Origin of the sequence: Enterobacter sp. SES19 (assembly GCF_011765665.1) — a bacterium.
In the GTDB taxonomy this organism is placed as follows: Bacteria; Pseudomonadota; Gammaproteobacteria; order Enterobacterales; family Enterobacteriaceae; genus Enterobacter; species Enterobacter pseudoroggenkampii.
In genome coordinates this window covers 4,279,359-4,302,717 of record NZ_CP050320.1, presented here as the reverse complement: position 1 = coordinate 4,302,717, position 23,359 = coordinate 4,279,359, and the positions used below count along the sequence as shown (strand labels likewise).

Annotated in this window: 20 protein-coding genes; 14 read left to right on the top strand and 6 right to left on the bottom strand. The window is 55.4% G+C overall.

Features of this window, described 5'->3' with window-relative positions; all coding sequences use genetic code 11:
- Positions 1-111 precede the first annotated feature (111 nt).
- The 8 genes from csrD to tldD all read left to right on the top strand — a co-directional run bounded on the left by csrD (position 112) and on the right by tldD (position 12,382).
- Positions 112-2,052, top strand: coding sequence for an RNase E specificity factor CsrD (csrD, locus tag GXP72_RS20515; RefSeq protein WP_090418905.1), 1,941 nt, complete (start codon positions 112-114; stop codon positions 2,050-2,052).
- A 282-nt stretch (positions 2,053-2,334) separates the two neighbouring features.
- Entirely contained in the window at positions 2,335-3,378 is a 1,044-nt protein-coding gene (gene mreB / locus GXP72_RS20510) for a rod shape-determining protein MreB (RefSeq protein ID WP_000913396.1), read from the top strand.
- Positions 3,379-3,440: 62 nt separating this feature from the next.
- Entirely contained in the window at positions 3,441-4,457 is a 1,017-nt protein-coding gene (gene mreC, locus GXP72_RS20505) for a rod shape-determining protein MreC (protein WP_032650442.1), read from the top strand.
- Complete coding sequence (gene mreD, locus GXP72_RS20500) at positions 4,457-4,945, top strand: rod shape-determining protein MreD (RefSeq protein WP_023309399.1); 489 nt, start codon at positions 4,457-4,459, stop codon at positions 4,943-4,945. The genes mreC and mreD overlap by 1 nt, the downstream gene beginning before the upstream one ends.
- A 9-nt stretch (positions 4,946-4,954) precedes the next feature.
- A complete protein-coding gene (locus tag GXP72_RS20495) occupies positions 4,955-5,548 on the top strand; it encodes a nucleoside triphosphate pyrophosphatase (RefSeq protein ID WP_024906325.1) in 594 nt (197 codons plus the stop codon).
- A complete protein-coding gene (gene rng / locus GXP72_RS20490; RefSeq protein WP_208763303.1) occupies positions 5,538-7,007 on the top strand; it encodes a ribonuclease G in 1,470 nt (489 codons plus the stop codon). The genes GXP72_RS20495 and rng overlap by 11 nt, the downstream gene beginning before the upstream one ends.
- A gap of 41 nt (positions 7,008-7,048) precedes the next feature.
- On the top strand, positions 7,049-10,852 hold the full coding sequence (yhdP, locus tag GXP72_RS20485; RefSeq protein WP_090418902.1) for an AsmA2 domain-containing protein YhdP: 3,804 nt from the start codon (positions 7,049-7,051) through the stop codon (positions 10,850-10,852).
- 84 nt (positions 10,853-10,936) lie between these two features.
- Positions 10,937-12,382, top strand: a complete 1,446-nt coding sequence (gene tldD, locus GXP72_RS20480) for a metalloprotease TldD (RefSeq protein WP_024906327.1) — start codon at positions 10,937-10,939, stop codon at positions 12,380-12,382.
- 46 nt (positions 12,383-12,428) lie between these two features.
- Here tldD and GXP72_RS20475 read toward each other — a convergent pair whose 3' ends face one another.
- Positions 12,429-13,043 carry a YagU family protein gene (locus GXP72_RS20475; RefSeq protein WP_024906328.1) on the bottom strand — a complete coding sequence of 205 codons (615 nt, stop codon included), beginning with the start codon at positions 13,041-13,043 and terminating at the stop codon, positions 12,429-12,431.
- 219 nt (positions 13,044-13,262) lie between these two features.
- Positions 13,263-14,189, bottom strand: coding sequence for an HTH-type transcriptional activator AaeR (aaeR, locus tag GXP72_RS20470; protein WP_023309395.1), 927 nt, complete (start codon positions 14,187-14,189; stop codon positions 13,263-13,265).
- A 179-nt stretch (positions 14,190-14,368) separates the two neighbouring features.
- Here aaeR and aaeX point away from each other — a divergent pair, with 179 nt between their 5' ends.
- The 5 genes from aaeX to GXP72_RS20445 all read left to right on the top strand — a co-directional run bounded on the left by aaeX (position 14,369) and on the right by GXP72_RS20445 (position 19,348).
- Positions 14,369-14,572 carry a p-hydroxybenzoic acid efflux pump operon protein AaeX gene (gene aaeX, locus GXP72_RS20465; protein ID WP_003860416.1) on the top strand — a complete coding sequence of 68 codons (204 nt, stop codon included), beginning with the start codon at positions 14,369-14,371 and terminating at the stop codon, positions 14,570-14,572.
- A gap of 7 nt (positions 14,573-14,579) precedes the next feature.
- On the top strand, positions 14,580-15,512 hold the full coding sequence (aaeA, locus tag GXP72_RS20460) for a p-hydroxybenzoic acid efflux pump subunit AaeA (RefSeq protein ID WP_032650427.1): 933 nt from the start codon (positions 14,580-14,582) through the stop codon (positions 15,510-15,512).
- A gap of 5 nt (positions 15,513-15,517) precedes the next feature.
- On the top strand, positions 15,518-17,485 hold the full coding sequence (gene aaeB / locus GXP72_RS20455) for a p-hydroxybenzoic acid efflux pump subunit AaeB (protein WP_090418899.1): 1,968 nt from the start codon (positions 15,518-15,520) through the stop codon (positions 17,483-17,485).
- 90 nt (positions 17,486-17,575) lie between these two features.
- Positions 17,576-19,030 carry an NAD-dependent succinate-semialdehyde dehydrogenase gene (locus GXP72_RS20450; protein WP_208763302.1) on the top strand — a complete coding sequence of 485 codons (1,455 nt, stop codon included), beginning with the start codon at positions 17,576-17,578 and terminating at the stop codon, positions 19,028-19,030.
- Positions 19,031-19,075: 45 nt separating this feature from the next.
- Positions 19,076-19,348, top strand: coding sequence for a barstar family protein (locus GXP72_RS20445; RefSeq protein ID WP_090418892.1), 273 nt, complete (start codon positions 19,076-19,078; stop codon positions 19,346-19,348).
- Between the two features lie 62 nt (positions 19,349-19,410).
- On the opposite strand, the gene yhcN (GXP72_RS20440) is transcribed toward GXP72_RS20445, so the two are convergent.
- The 3 genes from yhcN (GXP72_RS20440) to argR form a co-directional block, all read right to left on the bottom strand.
- Positions 19,411-19,677 carry a peroxide/acid stress response protein YhcN gene (gene yhcN, locus GXP72_RS20440; RefSeq protein ID WP_014885424.1) on the bottom strand — a complete coding sequence of 89 codons (267 nt, stop codon included), beginning with the start codon at positions 19,675-19,677 and terminating at the stop codon, positions 19,411-19,413.
- Between the two features lie 111 nt (positions 19,678-19,788).
- Positions 19,789-20,052, bottom strand: a complete 264-nt coding sequence (yhcN, locus tag GXP72_RS20435) for a peroxide/acid stress response protein YhcN (RefSeq protein WP_024906333.1) — start codon at positions 20,050-20,052, stop codon at positions 19,789-19,791.
- A gap of 375 nt (positions 20,053-20,427) precedes the next feature.
- Complete coding sequence (gene argR / locus GXP72_RS20430) at positions 20,428-20,898, bottom strand: transcriptional regulator ArgR (protein ID WP_023309388.1); 471 nt, start codon at positions 20,896-20,898, stop codon at positions 20,428-20,430.
- Positions 20,899-21,295: 397 nt separating this feature from the next.
- Here argR and mdh point away from each other — a divergent pair, with 397 nt between their 5' ends.
- Positions 21,296-22,234 carry a malate dehydrogenase gene (gene mdh, locus GXP72_RS20425; RefSeq protein ID WP_208763301.1) on the top strand — a complete coding sequence of 313 codons (939 nt, stop codon included), beginning with the start codon at positions 21,296-21,298 and terminating at the stop codon, positions 22,232-22,234.
- 57 nt (positions 22,235-22,291) lie between these two features.
- On the opposite strand, the gene degS is transcribed toward mdh, so the two are convergent.
- On the bottom strand, positions 22,292-23,359 hold the full coding sequence (degS, locus tag GXP72_RS20420; protein WP_024906334.1) for an outer membrane-stress sensor serine endopeptidase DegS: 1,068 nt from the start codon (positions 23,357-23,359) through the stop codon (positions 22,292-22,294).

Sequence of the window (23,359 nt, the reverse complement as noted above, 5' to 3'; positions counted from 1 at the left end):
CCGATTTAACGCAATAAATTGCCAGATACACTCGATTTGGTAGTATGCCGCATTTGGAATGCAAGTTAGCGCTTACTCGCTACCCCATCAACCCACGGAGTAATCTCAAGGATGCGATTAACGACGAAGTTCTCGGCTTTTATCACCTTGCTGACGGGGCTTACAATTTTTGTCACGCTTATGGGCTGCTCCCTGAGCTTTTACACCGCCATTCAGGACAAGCTGGTTAACCGGGTACAGTCTGTTGCATCGGTGATTGATGCGCGTCTGCTGACGACACCGCTACCGGCGCTCTCCCGTGAGCTCGATGAGTTGATGGTACCTGTTGATATTGTTCAGATCGACATTCTGCAGGGAAAGCATCGTGTTTTAAGCCACGAACGGCCGGGAAGCTACCGCCCCGCGGGCGTGGTGAGCCAGTATCGGGAAGTGACGGTGCATTCCCTGAAAAATCCGGGGATGACCATACACATGGTCTACCTCGATCCGATGGCGAGCTATTTTCGTTCAATGATGACCACCGCACCGCTCACTGTCGCCGTTGCGTTTATCGTCCTGCTGATCTTTCTCGCGGTCCGCTGGCTGCGCCGACAGCTCTCCGGCCAGGAGCTGCTGGAGATGCGCTCCGTGCGGATCCTTAACGGTGAACGCGGTCCGCAGGTGCGTGGCTCGGTCCATGAGTGGCCGTCACGCGCCAGCAGCGCGCTGGATACGCTGCTCTCGGAAATCCAGTTTGCCAGCGACCAGCGCAGCCGAATGGATACGCTGATTCGCTCTTATGCCGCCCAGGATAATAAAACTGGCCTTAACAACCGTCTTTTCTTTGATAATCAACTCGCGACGCTGCTCGACGATTCAGAAAAAGTGGGGACACACGGGGTGGTGATGATGATTCGCCTGCCCGATTTCGATCTCCTGCGCGATACCTGGGGACAGCGGGCTGCGGAAGAAAATCTCTTTACGCTGATCAACCTGCTCTCCACCTTTATTATGCGCTACCCGGGCGCGCTGCTGGCCCGCTATCACCGCAGCGACTTTGCCGTATTGTTGCCTCATCGTACGCTGAAAGAGTCGGAAAGCATCGCCAGCCAGCTGTTGAAGGCGGTGGATGCGCTGCCGCAGAGCAAAATGCTCGACAGGGACGATATGGTCCACATGGGGATCTGCGCCTGGCGTGGCGGACAATCCACAGAACAGGTGATGGAACATGCGGAAGCGGCCACCCGCAACGCCGTGTTGCAGGGGGCGAACGGATGGGCGGTTTATGACGACTCGCTGCCGGAAAAAGGGCGTGGCAACGTGCGCTGGCGTACTTTGATTGAGCAAATGCTTAGCCGCGGTGGACCACGTATTTATCAAAAACCCGCGGTCATGAAAAACGGCAACGTTCATCACCGCGAGCTGATGTGTCGTATTTTTGACGGTACGGAAGAGGTTATCTCGGCGGAATATCTGCCGATGGTCCTGCAATTTGGCCTGTCCGAAGAGTATGACCGCCAGCAAATTACCCGATTGATTCCGTTTTTATCTTTTTGGCCTGAAGAAAGTCTGGCATTACAGGTTACCGTTGAGTCATTAATACGCCCACGTTTTCAGCGCTGGCTGCGTGATACATTAATGCAATGCGAAAAATCGCAACGCAAACACATTATTTTTGAACTTGCTGAGGCCGACGTAGGTCAACACATCAGCCGGTTACGTCCGGTGGTTCGTTTGATCAATGCGCTCGGTGCGCGTGTGGCGGTGACGCAGGCAGGCTTAACGCTGGTCAGTACCAACTGGATCAAGGAGCTGGATGTAGAATTATTAAAGCTACATCCGGGGCTGGTAAGGAATATTGAGAAGCGTACGGAAAACCAGCTGCTGGTACAGAGTCTGGTAGAAGCATGCAAGGGAACGCGAACACAAGTATTTGCCACGGGCGTGCGCTCCAGAGGTGAATGGCAGATGTTAACAGAGCGCGGTGTAATGGGTGGTCAGGGAGATTTTTTTGCTGCCTCTCAACCGCTTGACACCAACGTGAAAAAATATTTGCAAAGATACTCTGTTTGACCTGCCGTTTACGCTGTTTTCACGTAGAATATCGCGCCTGTAGCTTTGAGTATGTCGAGCAAAAAGCCAGTGAACGACCTATAACGGGTTACAAACGTCAGTGGGGAACGCTACTGTTTACTCAGCCCTGAGGGAGTCAGGGGATGATTTTGTAACATCAGGAAACGTACTGCACAAATTTTCACCGTTGCAGATGATTTTTGCGCCTTGTCGCTGCTGCGTGTGGTTGGTAAAGTAAGCGGATTTTGTTTTCCGCCCCAGCTTTCAGGATTATCCCTTAGTATGTTGAAAAAATTTCGTGGCATGTTTTCCAATGACCTGTCCATTGACCTGGGTACCGCGAATACCCTTATTTATGTAAAAGGACAAGGCATCGTATTGAATGAGCCTTCTGTTGTGGCCATTCGTCAGGATCGTGCAGGCTCGCCGAAAAGCGTGGCCGCAGTGGGTCATGACGCGAAGCAGATGCTGGGTCGTACCCCTGGCAACATCGCCGCCATTCGCCCAATGAAAGACGGCGTTATCGCCGACTTCTTCGTGACTGAAAAAATGCTTCAGCACTTCATCAAGCAGGTTCACAGCAACAGCTTCATGCGCCCAAGCCCGCGTGTTCTGGTGTGTGTGCCGGTTGGTGCAACCCAGGTAGAGCGTCGCGCAATCCGTGAATCTGCCCAGGGCGCAGGTGCGCGTGAAGTGTTCCTGATTGAAGAGCCAATGGCGGCGGCCATCGGTGCTGGCCTGCCTGTGTCTGAAGCGACCGGTTCCATGGTGGTGGATATCGGTGGTGGTACCACTGAAGTGGCCGTTATCTCTCTGAACGGCGTGGTGTACTCCTCTTCCGTACGTATCGGTGGTGACCGCTTCGACGAAGCCATCATTAATTATGTACGCCGTAACTACGGCTCTCTGATCGGTGAAGCCACCGCAGAGCGTATCAAACACGAAATCGGCTCTGCGTATCCGGGCGATGAAGTGCGTGAGATCGAAGTACGTGGCCGTAACCTGGCTGAAGGTGTGCCACGCGGTTTCACCCTGAACTCCAACGAAATTCTGGAAGCACTGCAGGAACCACTGACGGGTATCGTGAGCGCGGTAATGGTCGCGCTGGAACAGTGCCCACCAGAGCTGGCGTCCGATATCTCCGAGCGCGGTATGGTTCTGACCGGTGGTGGTGCGCTGCTGCGTAACCTCGACCGCCTGTTAATGGAAGAGACAGGTATTCCTGTCGTAGTTGCAGAAGATCCACTGACTTGCGTCGCCCGTGGTGGTGGCAAGGCGCTGGAAATGATCGACATGCACGGCGGCGATTTGTTCAGCGAAGAGTAGTCGAGTTTGAGAGGGTAGCAATTTGCTACCCTTTCTCTCTGACGCGAGAATACGCATAGCCTATGAAGCCAATTTTTAGCCGTGGCCCATCGCTACAGTTTCGCCTCATTCTGGCGGTTCTGGTTGCGCTTGGGGTCATTATTGCCGATAGCCGCCTCGGTACGTTCAGCCAGATCCGAACGTACATGGATACCGCCGTCAGTCCTTTCTACTTTATATCCAATGGTCCCCGTGAATTGCTCGACTCCGTTTCTCAAACGCTGTCTTCACGTGACCAACTCGAACTCGAAAACCGGGCATTACGTCAGGAACTGTTGCTGAAAAACAGTGAACTGCTGATGCTGGGGCAATACAAGCAGGAAAATGCGCGTCTGCGTGAACTGCTCGGCTCGCCGCTGCGTCAGGATGAGCAGAAAATGGTCACGCAGGTGATCTCCACCGTGAACGACCCCTACAGCGATCAGGTTGTGATCGACAAAGGGAGCGTGAACGGGGTGTATGAAGGTCAGCCTGTTATCAGTGATAAAGGCGTCGTGGGCCAGGTGGTTGCCGTGGCCAAGCTGACCAGCCGCGTGCTGCTGATTTGCGATGCCACGCATGCGCTGCCGATCCAGGTCCTGCGTAACGACATCCGCGTGATTGCGGCCGGTAATGGCTGTACGGACGACCTGCAGCTGGAACACCTGCCAGCTAACACGGATATCCGCGTGGGTGACGTCCTGGTGACCTCCGGTCTGGGCGGACGCTTCCCTGAGGGCTATCCGGTTGCGGTGGTTTCTTCAGTGAAGCTGGATACGCAGCGTGCCTATACCGTAATTCAGGCGCGTCCAACCGCCGGTTTGCAGCGTCTGCGCTATCTGCTGCTGCTGTGGGGCGCCGATCGTAACGGTGCTAACCCGATGACGCCTGAAGAGGTGCATCGCGTGGCAAATGAGCGCCTAATGCAGATGATGCCGCAGGTTCTCCCGCCTGCGGATTCCATGGGGCCACCTGCGCCAGTCCCGGCGCCGGCAACCGGGTTAACGCAGCCGCTGCCGGATGCGCCGCCACCGCCTAAACTCTCTTCGGGAGGGCAGTAGTGGCAAGCTATCGTAGCCAGGGACGCTGGGTCATCTGGCTCTCGTTTCTCATTGCACTGTTGCTGCAAGTGATGCCCTGGCCGGATGACATTCTCGTTTTCCGGCCAAACTGGGTATTGCTCATTTTGCTCTACTGGATCCTTGCCCTGCCGCATCGCGTAAATGTCGGCACAGGTTTCGTGATGGGTGCCATACTGGATCTCATTAGCGGCTCTACGCTTGGCGTGCGCGCCTTGTCCATGAGCATTATTGCGTACCTCGTCGCACTCAAATTCCAGCTCTTCCGTAACCTTGCGCTCTGGCAACAGGCCCTGGTGGTGATGCTATTGTCGCTCGCTGCGGATATCGTTGTTTTCTGGGCAGAGTTTTTAGTGATCAACGTCTCTTTCCGACCGGAAGTGTTCTGGAGTAGTGTAGTAAACGGTGTGCTCTGGCCATGGTTATTCCTGCTGATGCGTAAGGTTCGCCAGCAGTTTGCTGTGCAATAAAAGGTTTCTATGACGTCTTTGTATCTCGCTTCCGGCTCCCCGCGCCGTCAGGAACTCCTGACGCAGCTAGGGGTCTCTTTTGAACGCATCGTGACCGGCATTGAAGAAAGACGTGCTGAGGGCGAAAGCGCCCAGCAGTACGTGTCTCGCCTGGCGCGTGAGAAAGCGCAGGCGGGCGTGGCCAGTGTGCCATGCGATCTCCCCGTGCTGGGAGCAGATACCATCGTTATTCTGAACGGTGAAGTGCTTGAGAAACCGCGCGACGCCGATCATGCGGCGCGCATGCTGCGCAAACTGTCCGGACATACGCATCAGGTGATGACGGCCGTCGCGTTGGCTGACAGCCAGCACGTGCTGGATTGCCTGGTGGTGACAGAAGTGACGTTCAGAGTGCTTACCGACGACGACATCGCCGCTTATATTGCCAGCGGTGAACCAATGGATAAGGCAGGTGCATACGGTATTCAGGGGCTGGGTGGCTGTTTTGTCAGGAAGATTCATGGCAGCTATCACGCCGTAGTCGGCTTACCGCTGGTGGAAACGTATGAGTTGCTGAGCAATTTTAACTCACTGCGTGAGGGAAGGGATAATTATGACGGCTGAATTGTTGGTAAACGTAACGCCATCGGAAACCCGTGTGGCCTATATTGATGGTGGCATTCTTCAGGAAATTCATATTGAGCGTGAAGCGCGGCGCGGAATAGTAGGCAATATCTACAAAGGTCGTGTCAGTCGTGTACTACCGGGTATGCAGGCGGCTTTTGTAGATATTGGACTGGATAAGGCGGCATTTTTACATGCCTCCGATATCATGCCGCACACCGAGTGCGTCGCGGGCGAAGAGCAAAAGCAGTTTGCCGTGCGCGACATTTCCGAACTGGTGCGTCAGGGACAGGATCTGATGGTGCAGGTGGTGAAAGATCCCCTCGGTACCAAAGGCGCCCGTCTGACCACCGACATCACCTTACCTTCCCGCTATCTGGTCTTTATGCCCGGCGCGTCGCACGTGGGCGTTTCGCAGCGTATTGAGAGCGAAACCGAGCGCGAGCGTCTGAAGAAAGTGGTGAGTACCTACTGCGATGAGCAGGGCGGGTTTATCATCCGTACCGCCGCAGAGGGGATCAGCGAGGAAGACCTGGCGTCGGATGCGGCTTACCTGAAGCGCGTCTGGACCAAAGTGATGGAGCGTAAAAAACGCAACCAGACCCGCTACCAGCTCTACGGTGAACTGGCGCTTGCACAACGCGTTCTGCGTGACTTTGCTGATGCGCAGCTCGACCGCATTCGCGTGGACTCGCGCCTGACCTATGAAGCGTTGCTGGAATTTACCGCCGAATATATCCCCGAGATGCCTGGCCTGCTGGAGCATTATTCAGGGCGTCAGCCGATCTTCGATCTCTATGATGTTGAAAACGAGATCCAGCGTGCGCTGGAGCGTAAGGTTGAACTGAAGTCAGGCGGCTATCTGATCATCGATCAGACCGAAGCGATGACCACCGTCGATATTAACACCGGCGCGTTTGTCGGCCATCGCAACCTGGATGACACCATCTTCAACACCAACATCGAAGCCACACAGGCGATTGCGCGCCAGCTTCGTCTGCGCAATCTGGGCGGCATTATCATCATCGACTTCATCGATATGAGTAATGAAGACCATCGTCGCCGCGTGCTGCACTCGCTTGAGCAGGCGTTGAGTAAAGATCGCGTGAAAACCAGCATCAACGGCTTCTCACAGCTGGGACTGGTGGAAATGACGCGTAAGCGTACCCGCGAGAGCGTGGAGCATGTGCTGTGTAATGAATGCCCGACCTGCCATGGACGCGGAACGGTAAAGACGGTTGAGACCGTCTGCTACGAAATTATGCGTGAAATTGTGCGTGTGCATCATGCCTACGACTCCGACCGTTTTCTGGTCTATGCTTCCCCTGCGGTGGCTGAAGCGCTGAAAGGCGAAGAGTCACACGCGCTGGCGGAAGTGGAAATCTTTGTCGGCAAACAGGTAAAAGTACAAATTGAACCGCTCTATAACCAGGAGCAGTTTGACGTCGTAATGATGTAAACGCAGTACGCTGCGTGACGAATGCTGACAAGGAGAGATGCGTGAGGCGATTGCCGGGGATTTTATTGCTTACAGGGGCAACGCTGGTCGTGATTGTCGCGTTGCTCGTGAGCGGGCTACGCCTCGTATTGCCGCATCTGGACAGCTGGCGTCCGCAGCTGCTGGCGAAAATCGAATCCACCACCGGCGTGCCGGTGAACGTCAGTCAGGTCAGCGCTAACTGGCAAAATTTTGGCCCGACGCTCGATGTCCGGGATATCAACGCCCGCCTGAAAGATGGCGGCTACCTGAAAATCAAACGCGTGACCCTGGCGCTGGACGTCTGGCAAAGCCTGCTGCATCTGCGCTGGCAGTTTCGCGATCTCACCTTTTATCAGCTCCAGTTCCTTACCAATACGCCGCTGTCCGGTAGCGATAGCGGTCAGGGGCTTGAAGCCAACCGCTTCAGCGATCTTTTCCTCCGCCAGTTCGATCATTTCGATCTGCGCGACAGCGAAGTGAGCTTTATTACTCTTTCCGGCCAGCGCGCCGAGCTGGCGATCCCGCAGCTGACCTGGCTCAACGGTAAGGATCGGCATCGCGCCGAGGGACAGGTCAATCTCTCAAGCCTGAACGGCCAGCACGGCGTGATGCAGGTGCGCATGGATCTGCGCGACGATGACGGCCTGTTAAATAACGGCAAAGTCTGGCTGCAGGCCGATGATGTGGACGTCAAGCCGTGGCTGGGCGACTGGCTCCAGCAAAATATGCAGCTGGAAACGGCCCGCTTCAGTCTTGAAGGCTGGCTGACCCTGACGAAAGGCGAATTTGCCAGCGGTGATATCTGGCTCAAGCAGGGAGGCGCAAGCTGGAAAGGCGAAAAACAACAGCATCAGCTTTCCGTCGATAACCTCACCGCACACGTAACGCAGGAGAAAGAGGGCTGGCAGTTTGCCATTCCCGATACGCGCATCACCATGGACGGCAAGCCGTGGCCGCGCGGTGCGCTGACGCTGGCCTGGATGCCGGAGCAGGACGTTGGTGGTGCGGCCAGTAAACGCAGCGACGAGCTGCGCATCCGTGCCAGCAACCTGGATTTGGCTGCCATTGAAGGGCTGCGCTCGATGGCGGCAAAGCTCTCTCCCGATCTCGGCGAGATCTGGCTGGCAACGCAGCCGAGCGGGAAGATAGACGCTCTGGCGCTGGATATCCCGCTCCAGGCGACGGAAAAAACCCGCTTCCAGGCAACGTGGAAAGATCTTGCCTGGAAGCAGTGGAAGCTGCTGCCGGGTGCAGAGCACTTTAGCGGCAAGCTGGAAGGCAGCGTGGAAAACGGCAGGCTGACGGTTGATATGCACGACGCCAAAATGCCTTACGAGACGGTCTTCCGCGCGCCGCTGGAAATCAAACAGGGCAGTGCGGTGCTTAACTGGCTCCGTAACGACAAGGGTTTCCAGCTTGATGGCCGCCATATCGATGTGAAAGCCAAAGCGGTGCATGCGCGCGGCGATTTCCGCTATCTGCAGCCTGAAGGGGATGAGCCGTGGCTGGGTATTCTCGCCGGGATCAGCACCGATGACGGCTCTCAGGCCTGGCGCTACTTCCCGGAAAACCTGATGGGAAAAGCGCTGGTAGACTATCTCAGCGGGGCGATTCAGGGCGGTCAGGCGGACAATGCCACGCTGGTCTACGGCGGAAATCCGCATCTTTTCCCGTACAAACATAATGAAGGCCAGTTCCAGGTGCTGGTGCCGCTGCATAACGCCACCTTCGCGTTCCAGCCGGACTGGCCCGCGCTGAAAAACCTGGATATCGAACTTAATTTCCTCAATGACGGCCTGTGGATGAAGTCCGACAGCGTGGCGCTGGGCGGCGTGACGGCCAGTAACCTGACGGCCAACATTCCGGACTACTCAAAAGAGAAGCTGCTGATTGATGCCGACATCAACGGTCCCGGCAAGGCGGTCGGACCGTACTTTGAGGAGACGCCTCTGAAAGAGTCGCTGGCCGCGACGCTTCAACAGCTGCAGCTTGATGGCGATGTGAATGCTCGCTTACATCTTGATATCCCGCTGGACGGCAAGATGACCACCGCCAAAGGCGACGTCCGTCTGAAGAACAACAGCCTGTTCATCAAACCCCTTGAGAGCACGCTGAAAAATCTCAGCGGGCAGTTCAGCTTTGAGAACGGTAACCTGAAGAGCGAGCCGCTTACGGCCAGCTGGTTTAATCAGCCCGTTAATATTGACTTCACGACGACCGAGGGTGAAAAGGCCTATCAGGTAGCCGTCAATCTTGACGGTAACTGGCAACCATCACGTATGGACGTCCTGCCGAAGCCCATTGAGGCGTCAGTGGAGGGGGCGGTTGCCTGGCAGGGTAAAGTGGCAATCGACCTGCCTTATCACGCGGGTGCCCAGTATAAGGTCGACATCACGGGCGATCTGAAAAACCTTCAGAGCCAGCTGCCTGCGCCGCTGGATAAACAGGCCGGACAGCCGCTGCCGGTAAAGCTGAACGTCGATGGCAACCTGAACAGCTTCGCGCTGACCGGCAGCGCGGGTGGGACAAACCACTTCAACAGCCGCTGGCTGCTTAACCGCAAGCTCACCCTCGACAAAGCCATCTGGACAACGGATAGCCGCTCCACGCCGCCGCTGCCGGAGCAGACGGGCATTGAGTTGAATCTCCCGTCGATGGACGGTGCTGAGTGGCTGGCGTTGTTCCAGAAAGGCGTTGGGCAAAACGTTGATGAAACCGCCCAGTTCCCGCAAACCATTACCGTACGTACGCCGTCGCTGATGCTGGGCGGGCAGCAGTGGAACAACCTGAGCATTGTCTCGCAGCCTGGCGCTAACGGCACGAAGGTGGAGGCCCAGGGCAGAGAGATCAACGGTACGCTGACCATGCGCAATCACGCGCCGTGGCAGGCGGCGATCCGCTACCTCTACTACAACCCGGCAAGCGCCGCGAGCGGGAAAGACAAACCGGCAGAGACGTCGCCGCTGAGTCATACCTCCCGCGTCGATTTTAGCGGCTGGCCCGATCTCCAGCTGCGCTGTGCGGAGTGCTGGCTGTGGGGGCAGAAATATGGCCGCATCGACGGTGATTTTGCCATCCAGGGAAACACGCTTACGCTCTCCGGCGGCCTGGTTGATACCGGATTTGGCCGCATGACGGCCGCAGGGGAATGGGTGAATAACCCGGGCGAGCAGCGGACGTCCCTGAAGGGCGATATTAAAGGCAACAAACTGGATGCGGCAGCCAGTTTCTTTGGTATCAGCACGCCGCTGCGCGGCTCGTCATTTGACGTCGATTACGATCTTCACTGGCGCGACGCACCGTGGAAGCCGGATGAGGCCTCGCTTAACGGCATTCTGAAAACCCACTTCGGCAAAGGTGAGATCGCCGACGTGAGTACGGGGCGTGCCGGACAGATCCTGCGCCTGCTGAGTTTTGACGCGCTGCTGCGCAAGCTGCGCTTCGATTTCAGTGATACCTTCAACGAAGGTTTCTACTACGATTCCATCCGCAGTACGGCGTGGATCAAGGACGGCGTTCTGCACACGGACGACACGCTGGTGGATGGCCTTGAAGCGGATATCGCCATGAAAGGCTCCGTTAACCTCGTGCGTCGCGAACTGGATATGGAAGCCGTCGTGGCACCGGAAATTTCCGCGAGCGTGGGTGTGGCGGCAGCTTTCGTGGTGAACCCGATTGTTGGTGCGGCGGTGTTTGCCGCCAGTAAAGTGCTGGGGCCACTCTGGAGCAAGGTCTCCATTCTGCGCTACCGCATTACCGGTCCGGTAGATAAACCGCAGATTAACGAGGTGCTGCGCCAGCCGCGCAAAGATGCACAGCAATGATTTGACGTGGGCAGGTAATTGCCTCACTCTCAATAAATACGATCTTTATACCGCCACGGGCGGCAACGAACGAGTAGCAATACGATGAGTCTGAACCTGGTAAGTGAACATTTGCTCGCAGCGAACGGCCTGAGCCATCAGGACCTGTTCTCCATTCTTGGTCAACTGACCGAACGCCGTCTCGACTACGGCGACCTTTATTTCCAGTCGAGCTATCACGAATCCTGGGTTTTAGAAGACAGCATCATCAAAGATGGCTCCTACAACATCGACCAGGGCGTCGGCGTCCGTGCCGTCAGCGGCGAGAAAACCGGTTTTGCCTATGCCGATCAGATTAGCCTCACCGCACTTGAGCAGAGCGCGCAGGCCGCGCGTACCATTGTGCGTGATACCGGCGATGGTCGCGTGAAAACCCTCGGAGAAGTGCAGCACTCTGCGCTCTATACCAGCATCGATCCGCTGCAGAGCATGAGCCGTGAAGAGAAGCTGGATATCCTGCGTCGCGTGGACAAAGTCGCCCGCGCGGCGGACAAACGCGTGCAGGAAGTTTCAGCCAGCCTGAGCGGTGTGTATGAACTGATTCTGGTGGCGGCAACGGACGGCACCCTGGCGGCAGATGTTCGCCCGCTGGTGCGTCTCTCCATCAGCGTGCAGGTTGATGAGGACGGCAAACGCGAGCGCGGCTCAAGCGGCGGCGGCGGTCGTTTCGGCTATGACTGGTTCCTGGGCGACGTTGACGGTGAAGCGCGCGCTGACGCGTGGGCAAAAGAAGCCGTCCGTATGGCGCTGGTGAATCTGAATGCCGTCGCGGCGCCGGCGGGCTCATTCCCGGTGGTGCTGGGTGCCGGCTGGCCGGGCGTATTGTTGCATGAGGCGGTAGGCCATGGCCTGGAAGGCGACTTTAACCGTCGCGGGACGTCCGTGTTCAGCGGTCAGATCGGGCAGCTTGTCTCCTCTGAGCTGTGCACCGTGGTGGATGACGGCACCATGCGCGATCGCCGTGGCTCGGTGGCTATCGACGATGAAGGTACGCCAGGCCAGTACAATGTGCTGATCGAAAACGGCGTGCTGAAAGGCTACATGCAGGACAAACTCAACGCGCGCCTGATGGGTGTTGCGCCGACGGGCAACGGACGCCGTGAATCTTACGCGCATCTGCCGATGCCGCGCATGACCAACACTTACATGCTGCCGGGCAAATCCACGCCGCAGGAGATTATCGAATCCGTTGATTACGGTATCTTTGCGCCAAACTTTGGCGGCGGCCAGGTGGACATCACCTCCGGTAAGTTTGTCTTCTCTACTTCAGAAGCGTACCTGATCGAGAAGGGCAAAGTGACCAAAGCGGTGAAAGGTGCAACGCTGATTGGCTCCGGTATTGAAGCCATGCAGCAGATCTCGATGGTTGGTAACGATCTGAAGCTGGATAACGGCGTGGGCGTCTGCGGTAAAGAGGGCCAGAGCCTGCCGGTTGGCGTGGGCCAGCCAACGCTGAAAGTGGACAACCTGACGGTGGGCGGCACAGCCTGACCTGACTCCTTCATAAAAAAGGCGCTACATCAGTAGCGCCTTTCTTTTAGCGTAAGTGACCCAGCGGTATCTCCGGATCCGGCTCGTGCGTGATGCGGTTACGTAAATCACGACGAATGATTTCTATCGACCAGAACCAGACCAGATGGCCCACGATCTCTGACACGTGTTCATACCACGGCAGCTCAAACAGCGGTGGCGTCAGCCCCATCAGCGGGAAGGAGATCATATGCACAAAGAGCTGAGCTAACGCACCCGCCAGCAAACCCTGCCAGAGTTTAATTTTCGGGAAGACTTCAGCAACGACACAATACCCGACAGCGAAGACGATTGAGAAAATAATATGCGTCACGCCGACCCAGTTAAATATATGTCCGGCAAATGTATAAACCGCTGCGTTAGGATCAACAACACCCAGCCAGTCACGTAAAAATACATAGGGAGGGTTTAAAAAATTACGTGAACAGTCAATCTGGCTTGCGGCTCTTATTAATTGCTCAGGCCCGCATGCGCCGGTAAATAAATCGGTGGGACTGCGTGGCGGAAGCGGCACTTCGGCTCCCCATTTGACAAACGCGGAGACAATCCCTGCAATTAAACCGACGAATGCGGCGAGCCCATAGCGCCTGCGTGAAGGCGGTGTTTGTTCAAATAGATTCATTTCTTTTCCTTGTTTAATGTCATCCTGCGGAATACATTTTATTATTCATATCAGCAACAAATTAATAACAGTCTGAACAGCAGAGTGTTTATAAAGTAAAGGGCGGGCGGCGGCAGTGTCAATTAGCTATTCCTGATAGTGGCGAAGGAATATTCCAGAATGCAGAGGGGTTTTATCCTGGAAATATTCATCGCTCATATACTTTCAGGGATAAATCGATTATTCTTTCCTTCTTCCCCGCATCCCCTGAAACAGCTCCGCCACGTCCACAAAATACTCGGTCAGATAGTTAATACACACCTGTACCTTGAGCGGGAGTTTGTCTTTTTCGGTATACAGGGCGTACACCGGGCGCGGATCGGACTGGTAGCGTGGGAAGAGGATCTCCAGCACGCCGCTGTTGATCTCGTTGATCACCCACATCAGCGGCACGTAGGCGATCCCGGCGCCGGCCACCAGCCAGCGCGAAATGGTCATCGGATCGTTAGTGACAAAACGCCCTTCCGGCAGCAGTCGGGTGGAGATCCCTTCCGGGGCGATCAGCTCAAATTCATTGTCGGGCCGCACACTGTACTCCAGCCATGAGTGGTTAGTGAGGTCGGCGGGTTTCTCCGGCACACCGTACTGCGCCAGATAGCTTTTCGATGCACAGACCACCATCGGCATGCTGCCCAGCCGACGCGAGAACAGGCTGGAATCCTGCAGCGCGCCGACGCGGATCACCACGTCCAGCCCGTCGGCAATCAGATCCGGCGCCGGGATACCCGTCACCAGATTGACGGTAAGCCCGGGGTACTCTTTCAGCATATCCGCGGTCATGGCAGCGAGAACATTTTGTGCCATAGTTGAAGAACACCCGATGCGCAGCGTGCCGATGGGGGTGTTGTTGAAGGCATAAAGCTGTTCGTGAACATCCTGCACTTCAAGCAGCATGCGGCGACAGCCCTGATAGTAAATTTTACCCGCTTCCGTCAGCCCAATGCTGCGGGTGCTGCGGTTGAGCAGCTTGACCTGAAGCTCATCTTCCAGTTTGGACACCGTCTGGCTGATGGATGAGACGCTCATCTGAAGCTGGCGTGCAGCGGCGGTAAAGGAGCCCAGTTCAACCACTTTGGCGAAGACCGACATGCGTTTTAAACGTTCCATTGTTCACTCTGGCTTAAAAGTGATTTAGATCACATATTATAGATAACAGCATAACAGTTACGTTAATATATTATTTATTACATAACGGCTGCGCCATTCTCGCCCGGCGTTCCTTGCTCTCCTGCGATGGCGTGCGCTAAAAAATTCTGAAGCCTGCACTCTCTCTAATCAAGGTCAACATGAGTCTGTTTCCCGTTATCGTGGTGTTCGGTCTGTCGTTCCCACCGATATTTTTCGAGCTTCTTTTATCACTGGCGATCTTCTGGCTGGTGCGCAAGGTGCTGGTCCCTACCGGGATCTACGATTTCGTCTGGCACCCTGCATTGTTCAATACCGCGCTGTATTGCTGCCTGTTCTACCTGATATCGCGCATGTTTGTCTGAGGTTGATGTGAAAACGCTAACAAGAAAAATCTCCCGCACTGCCATCACTACGGCGCTGGTTATCCTCGCCTTCATCGCTATTTTCCGCGCCTGGGTCTATTACACCGAATCACCGTGGACGCGTGATGCACGCTTCAGCGCCGATGTGGTGGCCATCGCCCCTGACGTGGCCGGTCTTATCACGGCGGTCAACGTCCACGACAACCAGCTGGTGAAAAAAGATCAGGTTCTGTTCACCATCGACCAGCCTCGTTACCAGAAAGCGCTGGAAGAGGCGGAAGCGGACGTGGCCTATTACCAGGCGCTGGCTGCGGAGAAACGTCGCGAAGCTGGCCGCCGTAACCAGCTTGGCGTTCAGGCAATGTCCCGTGAAGAGATTGACCAGTCCAACAACGTGCTGCAGACCGTGCTCCACCAGCTGGCGAAAGCGCAGGCAACGCGCGATCTGGCGAAGCTCGATCTGGAGCGCACCGTGATCCGTGCGCCGTCTGATGGCTGGGTGACCAACCTGAACGTCTACGCCGGGGAATTCATTACCCGCGGCTCAACCGCCGTGGCGCTGGTTAAACAGAACTCCTTCTACGTGCTCGCCTATATGGAAGAGACCAAGCTGGAGGGCGTACGTCCAGGGTATCGCGCGGAGATCACGCCGCTGGGCAGCAATCGCGTCTTTAAAGGCACCGTCGACAGCGTTGCCGCAGGGGTGACTAACTCCAGCAGCTCTAACGATGCTAAAGGGATGGCGACGGTAGATTCCAACCTCGAGTGGGTGCGTCTGGCCCAGCGCGTGCCGGTGCGCATCCACCTGGATGAGCAGCAGGGAAATCTGTGGCCTGCGGGTACCACGGCGACGGTGGTGATTACCGGTGAAAAAGACCGGGATGCCAGCCAGGATTCATTCTTCCGTAAAATTGCCCACCGCCTGCGCGAGTTTGGTTAATCGACATGGGTATCTTTTCCATCGCCAGCCAGCACATTCGCTTCGCCGTGAAGCTGGCGTGCGCCATCGTGCTGGCGCTGTTTGTCGGCTTCCACTTCCAGCTTGAAACCCCTCGCTGGGCGGTGCTGACGGCTGCGATTGTCGCGGCGGGTCCGGCCTTCGCCGCGGGCGGGGAGCCCTATTCTGGCGCGATCCGCTATCGCGGGATGCTGCGTATCATCGGGACGTTTATCGGCTGCTTCGCGGCGCTGACCATTATTATTCTGATGATCCGCACCCCGCTGCTGATGCTGATGGTCTGCTGTATCTGGGCAGGTTTCTGCACCTGGATCTCGTCTCTGGTGAAAGTGGAGAACTCCTACGCCTGGGGGCTGGCGGGCTATACCGCGCTGATTATTGTCATCACCATTCAGTCTGAACCGCTGCTTGCTCCACAGTTTGCGGTTGAGCGCTGCAGCGAGATTGTCATTGGTATTGTCAGTGCAATCGTCGCTGACCTGCTGTTCTCCCCGCGCTCCATCAAGCAGGAAGTCGACCTTGAGCTTGACGCGCTGATGGTTGCCCAGTACCAACTGATGCAGCTCTGCATTAAGCACGGCGACAGCGAAGAGGTGGATAGAGCCTGGAGCGGGCTGGTACGTCGTACGCAGGCGCTGGAAGGGATGCGCAGCAACCTTAATATGGAGTCCTCGCGCTGGGCTCGCGCGAATCGTCGCCTGAAAGCCCTCAACACCGTCTCTCTGACGCTGATTACCCAGGCATGTGAAACCTATTTGATTCAGAACACCCGGCCGGAAGCGGTCACCGATACGTTCCGCGAACTGTTTGCCGAGCCGGTGGAAACCGTGCAGGACGTGCACAAGCAGCTTAAGCGCATGCGTCGGGTGATTGCCTGGACAGGGGAGCGCGACACGCCGGTGACGATCTACACCTGGGTCGGTGCCGCGACGCGCTATCTGCTGCTGAAGCGCGGCGTGATCGGGAACACCAAAATCAGCGCGGCGGAAGAAGAGGTGCTGCAGGGCGAAGTGGTGATCAAGGCGGAATCCGCCGAGCGTCATCACGCCATGGTCAACTTCTGGCGTACCACGCTGGCCTGTATGCTCGGCACGCTGTTCTGGCTGTGGACGGGCTGGACGTCCGGCAGCGGCGCGATGGTGATGATTGCCGTCGTGACCGCACTGGCGATGCGTCTGCCTAACCCGCGAATGGTCGCCATTGATTTCCTCTACGGCACCATTGCCGCCCTGCCGATAGGCGCGCTCTATTTTCTGGTCATCATCCCGTCGACGCAGCAGAGCATGCTGCTGCTCTGTATTAGTCTGGCGGTAATGGCGTTCTTTATCGGCATTGAAGTACAAAAGCGGCGCCTGGGATCGCTGGGGGCGCTGGCAAGTACGATTAACATCATCGTGCTCGATAACCCGATGACCTTCCATTTCAGCCAGTTCCTCGACAGCGCATTAGGTCAGCTGGTGGGCTGTTTCCTGGCCATGATGGTGATACTGCTGGTACGGGATAACTCGCAGGCAAGAACGGGCCGCGTGCTGCTGAACCAGTTCGTGTCGGCTGCCGTGTCGTCGATGACAACCAATACCGCGCGCCGTAAAGAGAACCACCTGCCCGCGCTCTACCAGCAGCTGTTTTTACTGCTGAACAAGTTCCCTGGCGATATCGCGAAGTTCCGCCTGGCGTTAACCATGATCATCGCGCACCAGCGTCTGCGTAACGCGCCGGTGCCGATCAACGACGATCTGTCGGCCTGGCACCGCCAGCTGCGTCGTACCGCCGATCACGTGCTTTCCGCCAGCAGCGATGACAAACGGCGTCGTTACTTTACGCAGCTGCTTGAAGAGCTCGATATCTACCAGGAGAAGCTAAAGCACTGGGAAGCACCGCCTCAGGTGACCGAGCCGGTAGGACGGCTGGTGTTTATGCTGCATCGCTACCAGAATGCCCTCACGGATAACTGACTGAAGTAAAAAAACCGACGCCAAAAGCGTCGGTTTTTTTGTGGCTATACTTATTCCAGCACGTTCTTACATTTCAGGAAGGGAGGACACATGACGACCCAGGCGCTTCAGGATCACATCCTTTTTCAGACCGGTTATCTGGTCAACGGAATCTGGAAGACGCTGGACACGACCTTCGATGTGCTTAACCCCGCTACCGGGGAAGTCATCGCGAAAGTCGCCAAAGCGGGTAAAGCACAAACCGAAGAGGCTATCGCAGCGGCCACCAAAGCCTTCCCGGCCTGGCGTGCCAAAACTGCAAAAGAGCGTTCGGCGATTCTCTACCGCTGGTACGAACTGATTATTGAGAATAAAAGCTGGCTCGGGCGGTTAATGACCACCGAACAGGGCAAACCCCTGAAAGAAGCGGAGGGAGAAGTCGAGTACGCCGCCAGCTTTATCCAGTGGTTTGCCGAAGAGGCCAAACGCGCTAATGGTGAAATTATTCCGCCGATCAAACCCGGCTCACGCATTCTGGCGACCCGTGAACCCATTGGTGTGGTCGCGGCGATTACGCCGTGGAACTTCCCGATGGCCATGCTCACCCGCAAGTTAGGCCCGGCGCTGGCAGCAGGATGTACCGGGGTGATCAAACCGGCCAATAACACACCGCTCAGTGCCTTTGCGCTGCTTACCCTGGCAAAACAGGCCGGCGTACCCGACGGCGTGCTCAACGCCGTGGCCGGGAATACGCATGAAATCAGCGATGCGATTATGGCAAGCCGGGACGTGCGTAAAATCTCCTTTACGGGTTCAACCTCCGTCGGCAAAACGCTGGTGCGTAACGCCGCAGAAACCATGAAGAAAGTCTCGATGGAGCTGGGGGGAAATGCTCCTTATATCGTTTTTGAGGATGCGGATATCGACGCAGCGGTTAAGGGGGCGATCGCCAACAAGTTCCGCAATGCCGGGCAGGTCTGCGTCAGCGTGAACCGTTTTTATATTCAGGAAACCGTCTACGACAAATTTGTGAATAAACTTGCCGATGCGGTGAATGGGCTGAAGGTGGGGAATGGTCTTGACGAAGGGGTGGTCGTCGGGCCGCTGATTGAACCTTCTGCGGTCAACAAGGTGCGTGAGCATGTCGACGATGCCGTTGCCCGGGGCGCAACCGTACTGGCTGGGGGTAAGCCCCATCCGCTTGGTGGGAATTTCTTGATGCCAACCGTACTGGGCGACTGCCATGAAGGCATGAAGCTGGCAGAAGAAGAGACGTTTGGCCCGGTGGCAGCGTGCTTCCGTTTCACCTCGGAAGATGAAGTTATCCAGCGCGCCAACAACACGCCCTATGGGCTGGCGGCTTACTTCTATACCCAGAATCTCTCACGGGTCTTCCGCGTTTCACAGGCAATCGAGAGCGGGATGATTGGCATTAACGAGTGTGCCGTCTCCACGGAGCTCGGGCCCTTTGGCGGCGTAAAAGAGTCAGGTCTTGGACGAGAGGGCTCCGTGCTGGGGCTGGAAGAGTATCTGGAAGTTAAAACCCTGCATATTGGGGGATTATAATAGACAGGGCGGCATCTGCCGCTCGCCTGGACTGGGTGGCTGGCAATGAAAACCTATACGTTTGATTTTGACGAGATCGACAGTCAGGAAGACTTCTACCGTGAATTTATCCGGATGTTTGATCTTGAACGGGAAAGCGTGACGAATCTGGATACGCTGTGGGACGTGGTGACCGGCAGTCTGCTGCCGCTACCGCTGGAAATTGAGTTCATCCATTTGCCCGATAAGCTTCGCAGACGTTTTGGCGCGCTGATATTGCTTTTCGATGAAGCGGAAGAAGAGCTTGAAGGGCAGCTGCGCTTTAACGCGCGGCATTGAATCAAAAAAAGCCCCTGACCATGAGGCCAGGGGCAAGTCGTATGATGAGATACGACGAGGGTTTATTTATACAGTTCAGCCGTTGCATGCCAGTGGTCACCCTGATTCAGTTCGGTGACGCGATAGCTGCTGGCGCCTGCTTTTTCAGCTTTGGCGGCCAGTTCCTGACGAATATCCATTGGGGAACCGGTGACTGACGTCACGGACACGCTGCCCATACGCTGTAGATTTTGTGCCTGGTCAGCATTCACCTGCTGTACGGCTGCGCTTGCGCCGAAAGAGAGAACGGATGCCAGACCGAGGGTTGCGATGATCAATTTGGTTTTCATAGTCTTTACTCCTGAATAGGGTTTTTTACTCAACGGCGAGAAGGGTTGAACTGCTATTTTTATGCCTGGTGCCGTTGAGGGGAGATTTACGTTTTCAGTTATTACTAAAACTTATTTGTACAGCTCAGCGGTGGCGTGCCAGTGGTCACCAGAACGCGCTTCGATGATGCGATAGGATGACGCACCCTGTTCTTCCGCTTTTTTGTTCAGCATCTCACGCATGTCCATTGGCGATGTGCCGACCGCGCCGACAGAAACCGTACCGATGGCCTGGCGGGATTGCGCCTGGTCAGCATTGATAGAGTCGGCAGCGAAAGCACCGAATGACAGGACAGACAGGACGCTCAGCGCCGCTACAGTTGATTTGATTTTCATGATTCTTACCTCGTCGAATTTTTTAGTGGGGTCTTGTTTCGTGACCCTCATCACAAAATCAAGTATACACTAATAACGGTAAAAATTAATACCAGACTAATGGTTTCTATTGTTATTACGTGTTAACCAGACTATTTTTTATAACCAAATTGCATAATATTGGGTGTTTTTTGTTCGATTGTGGTGGTTATATCTAATTAAATCATATGGATAGTAGCTTTTGATTTTTTGTGCGATTTTTTGATTTAGCATTCACCAGATGAATGTTAATGGGTGGTAAAAAGCACTATTTGTCAAAGTGAAGGGCAGTAGAAAAGAGGGGGAAACGCAGCGTAAGCAGAACGATCCCCGTAGCGACGCTACGGGGAGAGGGGATTAGAGTTCCTGTTCGAACAGAACCAGAATCGCTTCGTGGAGATCTTTCACGGAGAAACCGCTGGCTGGTGTGGTAAAGATGGTGTCATCGCCGGCGATAGTCCCGAGGATACCCTCCGTTTTACCCAGCGAGTCCAGCATGCGGGCAATCAGCTGTGCGGCCCCAGGGCTTGTGTGGATCACCACTACGGCGTCGTTATGATCGATATCCAGAACCAGATTTTTGAGCGGGCTGGAGGTGGTCGGCACGCCAAGTTCTGCCGGCAGGCAATAGACCATCTCCATCTTGGCGTTACGGGTACGCACCGCGCCAAATTTCGTTAACATGCGGGAGACTTTCGACTGATTGATGTTATCGAAGCCTTGTTCCTGCAGCGCCTGAACAATTTCTCCCTGAGAACTGAATTTCTCTTCTTTGAGTAGCGCCTTAAACGCCTTTACTAATTCTTCTTGCTTAGACGAGCTTCGCATAAGTCACCCGGAATATGACGATAGAAACAACATTATTATGCATGTGGATGAATTTTTATGCAAATTATCTACCCAGCGCCAGGCTGAAATAATGTTATGAAAGGGAGTGATTTTATCAGATTTCGTTATCAGAAAACATGCCTGGGTCACGCCGCGCAAATAAGCTTAAAAGTAAATTAAATGTTATCAAAATGATGTTGTTTTGGTGGCGGGGCAGGGTGTATTGTAACCACCTCTTAATGCGTTGCCATTTGTCGTCAGATAGTCTTCTGATGAGAGATAAAGTCGCGTGACCTCAAATTCTTTAGCTACGAAAATTGTAATTATTTACTTGCTGAATTATGGTCGCCGCAACGGATTTACAGATACTTAAGTTAACCATAATAAGGAGTTTAGGATGAAAGTCGCAGTCCTCGGCGCTGCTGGTGGTATCGGCCAGGCGCTTGCCCTACTACTGAAAACCCAACTGCCTTCAGGCTCAGAACTCTCCCTGTACGATATTGCTCCGGTAACCCCAGGTGTGGCGGTTGACCTGAGCCACATCCCGACCGCTGTAAAAATCAAAGGCTTCTCCGGTGAAGATGCACGTCCTGCACTGCAGGGTGCTGACGTGGTGCTGATTTCTGCAGGCGTGGCGCGTAAGCCAGGCATGGATCGTTCAGACCTGTTCAACGTCAACGCGGGCATCGTGAAAAACCTGGTGCAGCAGATTGCAGAAATCTGCCCGAAAGCATGCATCGGTATCATCACTAACCCGGTGAACACTACCGTGGCTATCGCGGCAGAAGTGCTGAAGAAAGCGGGTGTTTACGACAAAAACAAACTGTTCGGCGTGACCACGCTGGATATCATCCGTTCCAACACCTTTGTTGCTGAGCTGAAAGGCAAACAGCCAACAGAAGTGGAAGTGCCGGTCATTGGCGGTCACTCTGGCGTCACCATCCTGCCTCTGCTGTCGCAGATCCCAGGCGTGAGCTTCACCGAGCAGGAAGTGGCTGACCTGACTAAACGCATCCAGAACGCGGGCACCGAAGTGGTGGAAGCGAAGGCGGGTGGCGGTTCTGCAACCCTGTCTATGGGCCAGGCAGCTGCGCGTTTTGGTCAGTCACTGGTTCGCGCTCTGCAGGGCGAGAAAGGCGTTGTTGAATGCGCTTACGTTGAAGGCGATGGCGAACACGCTCGCTTCTTCTCTCAACCGCTGCTGCTGGGTAAAAACGGTATCGAAGAGCGTAAATCCATTGGTACGCTGAGCGCGTTTGAACAACACGCGATGGAAGGTATGCTGGATACGCTGAAGAAAGATATCACCCTGGGTGAAGAGTTCGTTAACAAGTAAAACGAACCGTCTTCCGGCAAAAAAAACGGAGCTTATCGCTCCGTTTTTTTATGCCTGTCAGTTAGTGGCCGGATATTCCTGAATTGTCACATGCAGCGTCAGTTTCTTATCGTTGCGCATGACTTCAACAGGGATGATAGAGCCCGGACGAATCTCTGCCACCTGGTCCATCGTCTCCAGCGCAGAGACCGCTGGCGTGCCGTTGACCGACACAATGACGTCATTTACCTGAATACCCGCATTAGCGGCCGGGCCACCAGGCGACACTTCATTCACCACAATCCCCTGAATCTGATCGATACCGCCGCCCTGGGTATGCATCGGTGCAATTTCGCGCCCGCCGATACCGATATAGCCGCGGATCACGCGTCCGTCGCGGATCAGCTTATCCATGATCTTGGTCGCCAGCTGGAATGGAATAGCAAAGCCGATCCCTTCCGGCGTCTCGCCGTCGTTACTCTTATCGAACGAGAGGGTGTTGATGCCCATCAGTTCACCCAGCGAGTTGACCAGCGCCCCGCCGGAGTTACCGTGGTTGATGGAGGCATCGGTTTGCAGGAAGTTCTGCCGCCCGGAGGGGTTGAGGCCAATACGACCGGTCGCACTAATAATCCCCTGGGTGATGGTCTGACCCAGGTTGTAAGGGTTACCAATCGCCAGGACGACGTCACCAATATGCGGGGTACGTTTACGGTTGATCGGGATGACCGGCAAACCGCCCGTGGCGTTAATTTTCAGCACGGCCAGATCGGTCAGGCTGTCAGAACCAACGAGTAACGCCTCAAATACGCGGCCATCCTGCAGGGCGACGATGATCTGGTCGGCATCGTTAATCACGTGCTTGTTGGTAATAATGTAGCCGCGCTCGTCCATGATTACGCCGGAGCCGAGAGTACGGATCTCCAGCTGGTTGTGGGCTGAGGTGTTCAGACCACGGTTATAGACGTTAACCACGGCAGGTGCGGCACGGCGGACGGCCTGGTTATAGGTGGCTGGCGTTTCATCCGTGCTATCGAACTGGGGAGCCGACAGTTTATTGAACTGACGTATAGACGGCAGCGCCAGCAGCAGCAGGCCAGCGACAATCAAACCGATGACAATAGAACGTAAGAGCTTTAAAAGCAT